An 11,377-nucleotide genomic window follows, 5' to 3' on the forward strand; every position below is an offset into this window, starting at 1 on the left:
AGTGACACAGCGTCAGTGCAACGCGATCGAGCGAGAGCTCAACGACAGGCCGAGAAAGGTTCTCGGATTCGATACACCTAGCGAGGCGTATGCTCGGTGGTGTTGCGCTTAGTTTGGCAATTCGTGACGCCTAACGTTTGAGGTAACGCGCGGCCGCCAGCGGAGCGCCAGGGCCGCGAGGCGCATGATAGCCCTGGGTGCCTCGCGGCCCTGGTGCGGAGCTGGTGGACGTCGCCGTTGACCGAAGGGTTAGGCCTCGCTGCGTTTGCGGGCCGCCGACACGAGGGCGAGGGGCTTGAAGCAAGGCGCCGAAGCCTGCGCCTTGATGATGTGCCAGGCCGAGAAGCCGGCCCAGCATGCCGACCTGGAAGTGCGGGCGATGTCTTTGGGTCTTGGACTTGTTTGCGCAGCCCGCACCTGACGTCGAAGTGCTCGGCCAGGAACTCTTCTCTTCGAAGGCCGGACCGCCGCAACAACGCTGCGATATGCGGTTTTTCGAACTCATGCTCTTCGCAGTGTAGAAGGCGTTCGCCGCCAGCCGAAGAAGTGCCTTCTTCGACTTTAATCTTCGTAGGGGCGTGGCCTGCGAAGAACATGCGCGTCTTGCCTGCGAGGCCTAACGTTTGAGGTAACGCGCCCGTGCCGGCGGGCGGCTTGGGGCGCGGGGCACATGATAGGCCTGGGTGCCCCGCGCCCCAAGGTGGCCGCTGGTACGGGTCGCGTTGACCGAAGGGTTAGGCCGCTTCACGGTTGCTTGGCTTCTGGCTTGACCGTGCGAGGTCGCCACTCCGCGAGGCACTGCCTGTACGCCCGCCGCTTCTGCTCCAAGAGGAGTAGGGCGTCGTCAAGCGACTCAACGCAGAAGTCCGCGTATTCGTCGGGAATGAGAGTCTGAATAGCTGGCTTGCACTTGGCTCCGACAATGATGACCAGTGGGAAAGAGCAGCCTGTAGGACCACCCTGCGCGATGCCCAGAACCCACTCCATTTCATCGCCCCATTCATACTTGAGATCGCTGAAATCGATGACGATACCCTCAGTGAACCATGCCTCGTGCGCGGCGGTTGCCGTGGCAACGATGTAGCGAGCGTCTGCATTACCGCCAGAGCCGTACCGATATTCACCGTGATAGGAGATCACTTTGAAGAACGGTGAGCGACTTCGCTCTTCCGGCAGTTTGACTTCATGCGTGAGCGAACTCAGTTGCTCCAGTGTGATCGTTGAAAGCTTCATGTTCGAATGATGAGCGGCCTAACGTTTGAGGTAACGCGCCCGCAGCGGCAGGTGGCTTGGGGCGCGAGGCTGATGATAGGCCGGACAGCCTCGCGCCCCAAGACGCCTGCTGGTGCGGGTCGCGTTGACCGAGGAGTTAGGCCGCACCCGTGGCCAAACGTAGAAGTAGTCATTGCCCTTGGGATTTTTTGTACAGCTCCCACACTCCCTTGATCACCGACTCTCTGGTCCACCCAACTTCTCGTGTTGCGTTGTCGACGACTACTCCAGATAGCCGCTTCTTTCCTCGTGGAATGACTGCAAGTATTGGCTTTTCATAGTAGTTTGCACCGTTTATTTCCTTCTGAATCCACTTGCTATGCGACGCGTACATGCCAACCGGTATCACAACGACGTGGCTACGTCCGATCTGGTTGTAGATTGCCTCGCGAAGCTCTCTCTCGGTGCCCATGTCATGAAAGGGATCGTCTCTTGGTACGGAGTAGTTGTGAATGTCAAGCGAAGCTTGGCCAACTCTCCAGCGCTGGTCGAAAATCCAAGTCGAGAGTGTTATGTAGTCTTCCGAGTATGCCCAGGCATGGCTAATGAAGACGTGGATTTGTCGTGTACTCATGGCCCTCCGACGAACCCTTTCCATGGAGTGACGGGGTGCGCTCTTGTGCGCGTTCTGTGCGGCCTAACGTTTGAGGTAACGCGCTCGCGCCAGCAGGAGGCTTTGGGGCGCGAGGCCGATGATTGGCTGCACGGCCTCGCGCCCCAAGACGCCTGCTGGTGCGGGTCGCGTTGACCGAAGGGTTAGGCCTCACTGCTTCTGCAGAACGGTCATACCCCAGCCCAACTCCGTTGCCCTGGCGCGATAGGCCTCGAAGGTCTTTACTTCGCGTAGGTCAATGAACTCAAAGCTGAGGCCGGTCTTCTGAGCGAAGTTGCTCACCGCGTTTCGTAGCGAGTTCTCGGAGTTCTCGATTGGACCGTTAGCCAAGAAGACGCGAACAAGGCGCGTCGATCCTTCACGGCGGGTCAGTGCGAGTATTACCTTCTTCTCTACTTCATCGCGGACGGTCAAAAACTTGTACTGGACACCCTCCGGGTACTCATTGACCTGCTTGTCTTCCGACACGGCGACGATGTGCGGGAAGTAGCGGGTGAAGTCCAGTTCTGGCAATCCAGGAGTCTGTGCCCACGCAGATAGGGACTCAACAGGCCGTGAAGAAGTGTTGCTATTCTGAGGATGGCACGTAGATGCATGGTGTGAGTGCGGCTTGTGAGGCCTAACGTTTGAGGTAACGCGCCCGTGCCAGCAGGTGGATTGGGGCGCGAGGCCGATGATGGGCTGGGCGGCCTCGCGCCCCAAGGCGCCTGCTGGTGCGGGTCGCGTTGACCGAAGGGTTAGGCCGCACTCGCGTCTCGGAACGCCCGAAGGACCGAATTGATACGGGTTTGATAGCCTGGCCCTTGAGCCTTAAACCACTCGATCACGTCTTGGTCGATTCGCAGTGAGATCAATTCCTTGTTGGCAACCGGCTTCAGCCCGCGGCGGACGATTCCTTTGACCACATGCGTGGGGTTGAACTCCGGATGTTCATCGGTTGGTTGTCCCTTCTTGTCCGATGACATCAGACGTGCCCAGTCAGTCTTGGACTTCGTTGAAGTACTGACGCGCTTCGCGGGGGGTCGCTTTGCGGAAGGAGATGATGCGGATTTCATCTTCGGTCTCGGTGTGAGCTATCGAAACCGGCACTCCAGCCAGGAGGCCAAGCGTGATGAAGCGTTGCTCCCCGTAGGCGAAGCGATCATCCTCGTAGGAGAAGGTCACTCCTTCGAAGACGCGAGGTGCGTCGACGAAGTCGAGGCCGTGTTCCTTGAGGTTGATGGCGCGCTTGCGCTCGGACCATGAGAAACGCATGCGGCAAGTGTAGCTACACTGCGTTGATGCGGCAACAGGTGCGCGGGGGTGGCTTCGTGCGGCCTAACGTTTGAGGTAACGCGACCGTGCCGGCGGACGGTTTGGGGCGCGAGGCAGATGATAGACCTGGGTGCCTCGCGCCCCAATGACCTGCCCCCCGCGATCCGTACCACTGCAAGCGAACAAAATCCGCGCAACCGAGAGGAAGCGCGATGCGCAAGAGCAGGTACACAGACGAACAGATCATCGGGTTCATCCGGCAGGCTGAGACGGGTGTAGCGGTAGCGGATTTGTGTCGCAAGGAAGGCTTCAGCAGCGCGACGTTCTACAAGTGGCGGGCGAAGTTCGGCGGCATGGAGGCCAGCGACGCGAAGCGGCTACGAGAGCTGGAAGCGGAGAACGCGAGGCTGAAGAAGCTGCTCGCCGAAGCGGCGCTGGACAACGAAGCGCTGAAGGTTGCCTTCGGGGTAAAGCGCTGAGCCCACCGGCGAAGCGACGCGCGGTGGGCGAGATGCTTGAGGCGACCAAGATTAGTGAGAGGCGAGCCTGTGCCTTGGTCGGGCTGGCCAGGGACAGCTGGCGGCATCCGCCGCGGCGCGCGCAGCTCGACGAAGGCATGAGCGCGCGCATCGTCGAGTTGGCGCATGAACGACGACGCTTCGGCTATCGGCGCATCGCCGACCTGATCCGTGCCGAGGGCACGGGAATCAACGACAAGCGGGTCTATCGGCTGTACCGCCTCGCGGACCTGGCGGTGCGCAAACGTCGCGGCAAGAACAGGCTCAAGCTCGATCGCGTGCCGCTGCACGAGTGCAAGACGACCAACGAGGTCTGGAGCATGGACTTCGTCAGCGACAGTCTGGCCAATGGCCGCAGGATCAAGTGCTTGACGGTCACCGACGACTTCAGCCATGAGTGCGTGGTCCTGGCCGTCGACTACGGCATCGGCGGCGAGTACGTCGCCCGTTTGCTGGACCAAGCAGCCCGATTCCGGGGCTACCCCAAGTCGGTCAGAACGGACCAGGGCCCGGAGTTCACCAGCCGGGCGTTCCTGGCGTGGTCGACAGGCAGGAACATTCGGCACATCCTTAACCAACCCGGCAAGCCAACGCAGAACGCCTACATCGAGAGCTTCAATGGCAAGCTCCGCGACGAGTGCCTGAACGAGCACTGGTTCGAGACGCTGCCCCAAGCCAGGGTGATCATCGCGAACTGGCGCATGGACTACAACGAGGTGCGGCCCCATAGCAGTTGCGGCAGGATGCCACCGGCGAAGTTCGCTTCGCTACATCGGCAGCAAGCTGCCGACGCAGCCTCTCCTCGCCGATCGGAGGAGTAAAGGTCATTCAACCAGCGGAGATGTTCCAAACGGCTGGTACGGGAATGGGGGGCAGGTCACCAAGGCGGCCGCCGGTACGGGTCGCGTTGACCGAAGGGTTAGGCCGCACCCGGTACTACTGACACCTGGTGTTCCGCTTGGTGACGGCGCTTGCTTGGACAGAGAGCAGGCAAGCACAACCCGCTGATCTTGGTTCTAAGAAAACGACAACGTCGCCATCCGCGGCAGGCAAACCCCTCACGTGTGCAGAGAGCGACTCTGGTAAGGTACTCACGGCCTGACCGATGGCAACTGCCTCGCAAGTTGCTCGGAAATCACCCTTAGAAACCCGCGGCGATGAAGTATCGCAGGCACTACCGAGACTACAAGCGAGCAAGGCAACTGAGAAGCGCACCTTCTGGTGCACCATATGTGCGGCGAAGCGCGCGAGTCCACCAGGTACGGTGGACTGAATTGAAGCTGCAGTTGCTCGCATGATGGGGAGTGTGCGGCCTAACGTTTGAGGTAACGCGCCCGTGCCGGCAGGACGCTTGGGGCGCGAGACACATGATAGACCTGGGTGTTTCGCGCCCCAAGAGGCCTGCTGGTACGGGTCGCGTTGACCGAAGGGTTAGGCCTCGCTCAGCGATGCAGGCGCTTGGCGCCGAGCAAGCATGCTGTAGACCGCGGCCATGGAACACAGCCAGATTGCTGAGTATGCGCCAAGCAGCAACCGCTGCAAGGACGACTGGTCTTCAGGCTGAGGTGCGACAAGTGCCAGGCCCTCCGTGAGGAGCGCGATGGGCAGAACGAAGAAGTAGGGTGCCGAAAATGCTGTCCTGCGAAGGAGCCACCATAACGGCAGGATGAACAACGCAATTGCTATCGATGATGTGAGGCCGAGAAATGGAAGCAGGAGGACAAGGAGGAGAACTGAACCAACCACTTCCTGTCCGGATAGCAGCAGACACGACCAGATCCAGATGCCTCCAACGGCCGATGCGAACAAGAGGGCCGGTACGTCGATGAAACTGGACTTCAGCATGGCATGGAGCGGAAGGCTTCCCCACGAGGCCTAACGTTTGAGGTAACGCGACCCCGGCGGCAGATGGCTTGGGGCGCGAGGGGCATGATAGACGGAAGCCCCTCGCGCCCCAAGGCGGCTGCCGTTGGGGGTCGCGTTGACCGAAGGGTTAGGCCTCAATCGATCTGCCGCTGTACGCAACCCTGGAAATGGCGTCATGGAGATAGTGCATGTTCTTGGCCGTTCCTATGTGAATGTCTCGACCATCCAGTCGCACGACGACGCCGATGGCGCCTTCATCAAGGCCCCAGTCTCCACCGTACGAGACGTCTTCGATCAACTGCCCGCTGTACTTCTTGTAGGGGAGGAAAAACCACTTTCGAACAATCTCCACGCGGTTGGGATAGACGGCGATTGAGGCACGCAGGCCGGCGACCAGCGAGATGCAGACGAGTGCTGTTGCTATGACTGCCGGCAGGCCGCCAAATTGCCACAAGAGGATGCTCAGCGTGCCTCCTCCGACAACCGGAAGTAGCCAGACGGAGAACTGTGCAAGAGAGTCGCGGCTTTCGAACTCGAACAGCGCTGGGGATGGTGGGTCGCGCATGAGGCCTAACGTTTGAGGTAACGCGCCCGTGCCGGCAGGACGCTTGGGGCGCGAGGCCGATGATAGGCTGGAGCGGTCTCGCGCCCCAAGAGGCCTGCTGGTACGGGTCGCGTTGACCGAAGGGTTAGGCCCGCTGGCGGTGGAGCGCGGCGTGTTCGAGCGTGTACTCGCAGAACGGGCCTTGACGGACCTCAGTGTCGATGACCTGCTCTGAGCGCTTGAGGTACGCGAAAGCGGTGATACCGCTGGGCCCGCTGGCTTCCGTGTTCTCGACTTCGATGGAGATCCTGCGGTAGCCATCCGGTTCAGAGACTCGCTCGAGCTTGTCCATGGCGTCCAACGTGGTCTGATCTACCGCGAAGAGTTGCCCAATGATCCGTTCCCCTTCCCCTGGCTTGTCGATCATCCAGGGTGAGTGGCGTTCCCCAACAAGATGGAGCGGGTAGCGCTCTTTCGTCAGGAAGTTGCCGGGCAGCCGAGCTCCCTTGTTCGTGCTGAAGTTGGGAAAGCCTTCTTTCAGTGTTCCGAACACGAAGACGAGGTGCTTCACGGAGTGCGGGCCTAACGTGCTTTGTATGTCAAGGTTGCCATAGGTCCCCGCATCTTGCCAGCGATGGACACATGTCTTTGGGCTGTTCTCGGGGGCGTCAGCCCCCGAGTCTTGGGGGTGAGGCCTAACGTTTGAGGTAACGCGCCCGTGCCGGCAGGGGCCTTGGGGCGCGAGGCCGATGATATTGCTGGACGGCCTCGCGCCCCAAGGCGCCTGCTGGTGCGGGTCGCGTTGACCGAAGGGTTAGGCCGCATTTTCACCCGCGTGCCACTCGTACTTGACGTCTGCGAGTTGCCAAGTTGGCTCGAAGCCGAACTTCACTGCGCGGAACCCGTGGTGCTCGTAGAACAACCTGGCGACGGTGTTCTGTTGAAAGGTGAAGAGCCACAAGCTGCCGTTGGAAGCCGACTTTGCCAAGCGCAGGAGGTGTGAACCGATCCCTTGTCTGTGAAGCCCTACCTTCACGTGGAGTTGTGCGACGGACTGGCTGTTAGAGGCAACGAATCCGACGAGCGTGGTTCCCTGCCACGCAAGTTGCACTCGGTGATGAGGCAAGACCTCGTCTCGGAAGTAGGCGAGTTGTTCCTCGAGCGCATGTGGGTCGGTGATTCCTACCCCGTGTTCGAAACTCGCTCGCCACATGCGAACAAGTGGATCGGCGTAGTTCGCCGAGTAATCTGTGACTTCGACACTCGTCACGATGCGTCGTGCATGCGGCCTAACGTTCGAGGTAACGCGCCCGCAGCAGCAGGGGGCTTGGGGCGCGAGGCACATGATAGGCCTGGGTGCCTCGCGCCCCAAAGGCGCCTGCTGTTGCGGGTCGCGTTGACCGAAGGGTTAGGCCTCGGACGCGTGGCGACCATGAACACTGCGAGCTCCTGAAGGGCGGCCTGGCCGGGACGCTGAAAATGCCAGGGACGACAGATGCCCTCTTGTTCTGATGCTCGGTGAGCATTGAAGCGCCTGATGCCAGAGCCATGCCGTGCGTTCTGGTCTTGTTGACCTTGGAGCGCAGGACCTCGAACCGCCATGGCTCGTTCTTGCTTCTTCGACGTGCTCAAGCCTTGCGCCGACCGTACAGCCCGATGCAGGCCCTGACTCGGCTTTCGTCGCCAGAGCCGATGCGCAACCAGTGTCCGTGTTCCTCTGGTGCCGATGCGATGACGGCCGAGTGCATGTGGTGCTTCTGGCAGCGCTACGAGCCGTGTAGGACGTGTTGACCCGAGGCCTAACGTTTGAGGTAACGCGCCCGTGCCGGCAGGGGGCTTGGGGCGCGAGGCCGATGATAGTGCTGGGCGGCCTCGCGCCCCAAGACGCCTGCTGGTGCGGGTCGCGTTGACCGAAGGGTTAGGCAGCAGCCGGGTTGACAGCAAGAGCAGGTGCTCGATGCGGCAAGTTGCCATGGCCTTGCGCTCTGCGCTGCGCCACGGGGTGCCAGCCACTGGCAGTGACTTCCGACGCGCAGCGCCCGACGAACTGACTGAAACCGACGGTGGCAAGCGCTGCGGACGCGGCCGGCCTGGGCCTTGCCCTCTGCGCTGCGCCGCGGGGTGGTAGCCACTGGCAGTGCCTTCCGATGCGCAGCGCCCGACAAACTGACTGGAAGGCAGGGCGAAGAACGCTGGAGCCGTGCGCTCGGGCGTTGACGTGAACTCATTGACCCGATGCATCCCGCAAGGAGCTGCAGGTTCAGGCTCTGAAGATGGAATCGCGCTCGGACAACTTGTGGCTGTTTACGTGCTCGGCGCGAAGCGCCGCTGACTCTTCGCCGAAGTAGCACGGCCGCTCCACCTGATGCCTAACGTTTGAGGTAACGCGCCCGCGCCAGCAGGAGGCTTGGGGCGCGAGGCCGATGATAGAGCGGGGCGGCCTCGCGCCCCAAGACGCCTGCTGGTACGGGTCGCGTTGACCGAAGGGTTAGGCAGCGGCCTGGTTGACAGCAAACGCTTGTGCTCCGTGCCGCGAGACGCCTGGGCCTTGCGCTCTGCGCTGCGCCACGGGGTGGTAGCCACGGGCAGTGACTTCCGACGCGCAGCGCCCGACGAACTGGCTGAATCCGACGGTGGCAAGCGCTTTAGGCGTGGCCGGCCTGGGACTTGCCCTCTGCGCTGCGCCGCGGGGTGGTAGCCACTGGCAATGTCTTCCGATGCGCAGCGCCCGACGAACTGACTGGAAGGTAGGAAGAAGAACGCTGGAGCCCTGCGCTCGGGTGCCGACGAGAACTCCTTGTTCAGGCTCTCAAAGATGGAGTGACGCTCGGACGTCTGGTGGCTGTTCAGGTGCTCGGCGCGAAAGCGCCGCTGAACTTGCGTTGAAGTAGCACGGCCGCTCCACCTGATGCCTAACGTTTGAGGTAACGCGCAGACGACGGCATGGTGCTTGGCCCGCGCAGCACATGATAGTTTGCGGTGCTGCGCGGGCCAAGTGCCATGCCGTTGGCTGTCGCGTTGACCGAAGGGTTAGGCGTCGGCGCCTCCCGGGTACGCTTAGGAATCACGCCGAGGCACGAACGCCGTGGCGGTGGCGTGCACCGCGAGTTTCCCGTCTGCACCCCACAGCTTGGCCTCAAGGAACACGAGCTGCCTGCCAGCCTTGATGATGGATGCTTCACCTCGTGACTCACCCAGCATCATTGGTGCTACGAAGGTGCTCTTGATCTCAACCGTGGGTAGCCAGGCTCGCGTTTTGGCATAGGCGGCGATGGAGACCAGGGCATCGACCATGGCAACGGCGAAGCCACCCTGAACATTGCCGTGGTAGTTCTCGAACGCCGGCTGAGGTGCGAAGCGAAGAACCACGCGACCGACGTCGAAGTCGGCTTCCTCCACCGACAGGGGAATCAGCGCCGCACAGTCAGACTTTGGCTGACTGTCCAGGAGGGCTTGGAGCTCTGCGGCCTTGGACATGGTGGTGATTCTGACGCCTAACGTTTGAGGTAACGCGCGGCCGCCAGCGGAGCGCCAGGGCCGCGAGGCAGATGATATGCCTTGACTGTCTCGCGGCCCTGGCGCGTAGCTGGTGGACGTCGCCGTTGACCGAAGGGTTAGGCCTCGCTGCCTTTGCCGGCCGGCGACACGAGGACGGCCCTGACGTAGCGGGCTGCAGCTAACCCTTGGCGAGGTGGTAGGCGACGAGAGCATTGGCATGCCCGTGACCTAGACCGTGCTCCGACTTGAGCAGATTGACCAACTCCATGTGTTTCAGCGCGCCAGCGTTGCGGAGCACGACGAACCAGTGCTCGATGGGTTGGCAATACTTCTTCTCGATTGACGGGAAGTACGATGCGGGACCTTTGACCTTCTCTGTGGTTGACATGCCTTGTCGCGTGAAACGTAGGGACGAGCAGTTTGCCAGCTAAGCCGGGCGCCCGCTCTCGGGTGCCTGGTGATGCTATGGCAAGGACCGTGAACAGCGCGGAAGTGCCCTGCGAGGCCTAACGTTTGAGGTAACGCGCCCGTGCCGGCAGGACGCTTGGGGCGCGAGACCGATGATAGTGCTGGGCGGTCTCGCGCCCCAAGAGGCCTGCTGGTACGGGTCGCGTTGACCGAAGGGTTAGGCCTCAGCGATGGCTGCGATGGACACCTTGAGTCCTGGAATGCGAGCGGGCAGCTTTGCTCCCTGACGTGCTGGAGGATTTGAAGGAAACCACTTCATCCATTCTTCATTCATGCCCGGGAAGTCATCCTCGTCGGCCATTACTACCGTGACACTGACAATCTTGTCCATCGACGTACCAGCCGCTTCAAGAATTGCCTGAATGTTGGTCAGGCACTGACGCGTTTGCTCTTGGATCGTTTCGCCCTTATAGGCACCTGTGTTGGGATCTGTGGGTGCTGTGCCCGAGACAAAGACCAACCCAGCCGCTTTGACGGCCTGGCTGTACATGGGTGGCGGTTTAGCGGCCTTGGACGTATAGACAATCTGGCGAGGCACTCTTGACTCCTTTCAACGGCGGGTAGTGGGGCGTGCGCCTTCCGAGGCCTAACGTTTGAGGTAACGCGCCCGCAGCGGCAGGGGGCTTGGGGCGCGAGACACATGATAGATCTGGGTGTCTCGCGCCCCAAGACGCCTGCTGGTGCGGGTCGCGTTGACCGAAGGGTTAGGCCTCAACTTGCTAGCAATCAAAGCCGTGATTCTTGCGATAGTAGTCAGCCTGCTCGGGTGGCATCTTCTTGAAGAGAACGCAGATCGTGAAGCTGCCCACTTGACGGCCGTTCTTCACGTAACCCCAGTCCGAGATCTGGCCTCTTGTGAACTCGATCTGCTGCCCGTTTCGCACTGTTGTGACAAGCTTGGGATCGTTGGCCAGAATTCCTTCAAATCCTGTCTGCTTCGGGCGGAATGGTGTTACCCAGAAGTGCTCTGTGATGTCCTTGTCCCGGATCATGACCTTCAGCTTGTAGCCGGAGGTCTGAGCCGGCGGTGACGCAGCCAGGCGCAAGAACTCATCGAGACTAGCCCTGGCTGTCTTGATGGCTGAGTTCATCTCGGGATCACCCGTCTCGACAATCACCACTTCGCCTTCGTCCCGCTGCTGCGCAATAGCAGGCAACGTCGTGGCGGAGGCGGCAACCAGAGAGAGAAGAAGGCGGCGAAGCATGGTGTTCTTGAGGGGCGGATTGCCAGGCGAAGTGCAACACCTTTGCGAAGGGGGGCGGTGAGTTGGAGACTAGCCGCTTCTCTTCGGGCAGGAAGGGTTGCAGCATGGAGTATCACCAACTCACCTACAGGGAACGCTA

At 61.2% G+C, this 11,377-nt stretch carries 14 protein-coding genes and 1 pseudogene; 2 read left to right on the forward strand and 13 right to left on the reverse strand.

The window, feature by feature from the left end; translation table 11 throughout:
• A pseudogene (locus tag P1K89_RS33445) lies at nucleotides 1–112 on the forward strand (IS30 family transposase); the annotation flags it as partial.
• Nucleotides 113–744: 632 nt separating this feature from the next.
• Here P1K89_RS33445 and P1K89_RS32860 read toward each other — a convergent pair.
• The 5 genes from P1K89_RS32860 to P1K89_RS32880 all read right to left on the reverse strand — a co-directional run bounded on the left by P1K89_RS32860 (nucleotide 745) and on the right by P1K89_RS32880 (nucleotide 3,139).
• Nucleotides 745–1,233, reverse strand: a complete 489-nt coding sequence (locus P1K89_RS32860; protein WP_284620756.1) for a hypothetical protein — start codon at nucleotides 1,231–1,233, stop codon at nucleotides 745–747.
• Between the two features lie 169 nt (nucleotides 1,234–1,402).
• A complete protein-coding gene (locus tag P1K89_RS32865) occupies nucleotides 1,403–1,846 on the reverse strand; it encodes a TIR domain-containing protein (protein ID WP_284620757.1) in 444 nt (147 codons plus the stop codon).
• A gap of 189 nt (nucleotides 1,847–2,035) precedes the next feature.
• Nucleotides 2,036–2,398, reverse strand: a complete 363-nt coding sequence (locus tag P1K89_RS32870; protein ID WP_284620758.1) for a hypothetical protein — start codon at nucleotides 2,396–2,398, stop codon at nucleotides 2,036–2,038.
• 224 nt (nucleotides 2,399–2,622) lie between these two features.
• Complete coding sequence (locus P1K89_RS32875; RefSeq protein WP_284620759.1) at nucleotides 2,623–2,850, reverse strand: BrnA antitoxin family protein; 228 nt, start codon at nucleotides 2,848–2,850, stop codon at nucleotides 2,623–2,625.
• A 13-nt stretch (nucleotides 2,851–2,863) separates the two neighbouring features.
• Nucleotides 2,864–3,139 carry a BrnT family toxin gene (locus P1K89_RS32880; protein ID WP_284620760.1) on the reverse strand — a complete coding sequence of 92 codons (276 nt, stop codon included), beginning with the start codon at nucleotides 3,137–3,139 and terminating at the stop codon, nucleotides 2,864–2,866.
• A gap of 212 nt (nucleotides 3,140–3,351) precedes the next feature.
• Here P1K89_RS32880 and P1K89_RS32885 point away from each other — a divergent pair.
• Nucleotides 3,352–4,478 (forward strand): IS3 family transposase gene (locus tag P1K89_RS32885; RefSeq protein WP_284620761.1). Its coding sequence is split into 2 segments (ribosomal slippage): nucleotides 3,352–3,613 and nucleotides 3,613–4,478, totalling 1,128 coding nucleotides; the frame shifts between segments, so codons are not numbered across the junction.
• Between the two features lie 610 nt (nucleotides 4,479–5,088).
• On the opposite strand, the gene P1K89_RS32890 is transcribed toward P1K89_RS32885, so the two are convergent.
• The 8 genes from P1K89_RS32890 to P1K89_RS32920 form a co-directional block, all read right to left on the reverse strand.
• On the reverse strand, nucleotides 5,089–5,502 hold the full coding sequence (locus P1K89_RS32890) for a hypothetical protein (RefSeq protein ID WP_284620762.1): 414 nt from the start codon (nucleotides 5,500–5,502) through the stop codon (nucleotides 5,089–5,091).
• A 148-nt stretch (nucleotides 5,503–5,650) separates the two neighbouring features.
• On the reverse strand, nucleotides 5,651–6,088 hold the full coding sequence (locus P1K89_RS32895) for a hypothetical protein (protein WP_284620763.1): 438 nt from the start codon (nucleotides 6,086–6,088) through the stop codon (nucleotides 5,651–5,653).
• Nucleotides 6,089–6,212: 124 nt separating this feature from the next.
• Entirely contained in the window at nucleotides 6,213–6,638 is a 426-nt protein-coding gene (locus P1K89_RS32900) for a gamma-glutamylcyclotransferase family protein (protein ID WP_284620764.1), read from the reverse strand.
• Between the two features lie 243 nt (nucleotides 6,639–6,881).
• Complete coding sequence (locus tag P1K89_RS33360) at nucleotides 6,882–7,412, reverse strand: GNAT family N-acetyltransferase (protein WP_350082617.1); 531 nt, start codon at nucleotides 7,410–7,412, stop codon at nucleotides 6,882–6,884.
• A 1,712-nt stretch (nucleotides 7,413–9,124) separates the two neighbouring features.
• The gene (locus tag P1K89_RS32905) at nucleotides 9,125–9,544 is read right to left on the reverse strand and encodes a PaaI family thioesterase (protein WP_173135812.1); all 420 of its coding nucleotides are present in this window, start codon (nucleotides 9,542–9,544) and stop codon (nucleotides 9,125–9,127) included.
• Nucleotides 9,545–9,743: 199 nt separating this feature from the next.
• Nucleotides 9,744–9,953 carry a DUF4287 domain-containing protein gene (locus P1K89_RS32910; RefSeq protein ID WP_284620765.1) on the reverse strand — a complete coding sequence of 70 codons (210 nt, stop codon included), beginning with the start codon at nucleotides 9,951–9,953 and terminating at the stop codon, nucleotides 9,744–9,746.
• Between the two features lie 237 nt (nucleotides 9,954–10,190).
• Nucleotides 10,191–10,571 carry a RidA family protein gene (locus P1K89_RS32915; RefSeq protein ID WP_284620766.1) on the reverse strand — a complete coding sequence of 127 codons (381 nt, stop codon included), beginning with the start codon at nucleotides 10,569–10,571 and terminating at the stop codon, nucleotides 10,191–10,193.
• Between the two features lie 181 nt (nucleotides 10,572–10,752).
• Nucleotides 10,753–11,238, reverse strand: a complete 486-nt coding sequence (locus tag P1K89_RS32920; protein ID WP_284620767.1) for a YegJ family protein — start codon at nucleotides 11,236–11,238, stop codon at nucleotides 10,753–10,755.
• Between the last annotated feature and the right edge of the window lie 139 nt (nucleotides 11,239–11,377).

Origin of the sequence: Aquabacterium humicola, from assembly GCF_030167915.1 — a bacterium.
GTDB lineage: Bacteria > Pseudomonadota > Gammaproteobacteria > Burkholderiales > Burkholderiaceae_C > Pseudaquabacterium > Pseudaquabacterium humicola.